Here is a 599-nt window from a genome sequence, read left to right as displayed (position 1 = left end):
GCCCCTACTCAAAAACCACACTCTTAAGCCCAATACCCAATAGGCGATCATCTGGAGCAATACCCAATGCCTTAGGGCTTACTGCCCCGGGTATCTTAAAGGCAATATCGAGCCATTCTTTGCCTTGGGCAGAGGCGGGGATGGGTACCCTTACCAGATTGCCCTCAAAGCGGCTTAAGGTCACCTTTTGAGATACTTGCCCACCTAGGCTAATTTCTACGGTTTGAGTTGCTTGTTTGGGGTTTACAAAGCCCCTGACCTCCATGACCAGATACTTAGGATGATCCTTGGGCATGAAGAGGCTTAGCTTAGCTTCTTTACCTACTGACCAAATGCCCCAATCTTCATTAGCATCAGACCAGCCACTTTTTAAAAAGCATCTCGTATGGCCGCTAGAAAAATCGATGGATTTACCAGTAGCAGGGTTGTAGTGGTCATACAGCGCTACTTTGCGCTTAAAGGTGGTGTAGATCACCTGGCCATCTACGATTAAATCATCAAAGTGCTCAAACTCTTTCTTTTGGGAGTATTGCTTACGATTGCCAATTGGGACGGTGATGATGTAATCGGAGCAGGCTTCACTGCGATCATTAATGATG

The 599-nt window shown here is 46.7% G+C and carries 1 protein-coding gene; it reads right to left on the bottom strand.

The features are described from left to right. Positions 1-4: 4 nt before the first annotated feature. The coding region (locus ICN47_RS12740; protein ID WP_216220281.1) for a hypothetical protein at positions 5-599 on the bottom strand (595 nt) is incomplete at its 5' end.

It is taken from the genome of Polynucleobacter sp. AP-Latsch-80-C2 (genome assembly GCF_018882185.1).
Lineage (GTDB): Bacteria > Pseudomonadota > Gammaproteobacteria > Burkholderiales > Burkholderiaceae > Polynucleobacter.
The sequence above is the reverse complement of the archived record's forward strand: the minus strand, read 5'-3'. Positions and strand labels throughout refer to the sequence as shown.